Genomic DNA, 585 nt, shown 5'->3' with positions numbered 1-585 from the left:
CTACCCGACCACTGGGTGTGGGACAGCTGGTACGCACGGGACGACAACGGCCTCTGGCACGTGTTCTTCCTCCGCGCCTCGCGCGCCCTGCACGACCCGCACCGCCGCCACCGCCGGGCAACGATCGGGCACGCCGTCTCGGCGGACCTGCGGTCGTGGCGCCTGGTCGCCGACGCCGTGGTCCCCGCCGACGGTCCCGGTTGGGACGACCTGGCGACCTGGACCGGCTGCACCGTCCGCGGGCCGGACGAACGGTGGTACCTGTTCTACACCGGGGTCGGCCGCGCCGAGGACGGGCTCGTGCAACGCATCGGCCTTGCCGTGTCCGACGACCTGACCACCTGGCACCGGCACGGCACCGAGCCGATCGTCCAGGCCGACCCGACCTGGTACGAGCTGCTCGACAAGGAGCTGTGGTACGAGCAGGCCTGGCGCGATCCGTGGGTCTTCCCCGACCCGGACGGCGATGGGTGGCACATGCTCGTCACCGCGCGTGCCAACACGGGGCCGACGAACACCCGTGGGGTCGTCGGCCATGCCACCTCCACCGACCTGCTCACCTGGACCGTCCAGCCACCGCTGTCG

The 585-nt window shown here is 72.1% G+C and carries 1 protein-coding gene; it reads left to right on the top strand.

Annotation, left to right across the window (positions count from 1 at the left end; translation table 11 throughout):
* Positions 1–585 (top strand): glycoside hydrolase family 68 protein (locus tag LADH09A_RS04115; protein ID WP_238643384.1); only part of this gene is annotated, 585 nt, incomplete at both ends.

This window comes from Micromonospora cabrerizensis, assembly GCF_022230955.1.
Classification (GTDB): Bacteria; Actinomycetota; Actinomycetes; order Mycobacteriales; family Micromonosporaceae; genus Micromonospora; species Micromonospora cabrerizensis.
This window is presented reverse-complemented; position numbering and strand designations above follow the sequence as displayed.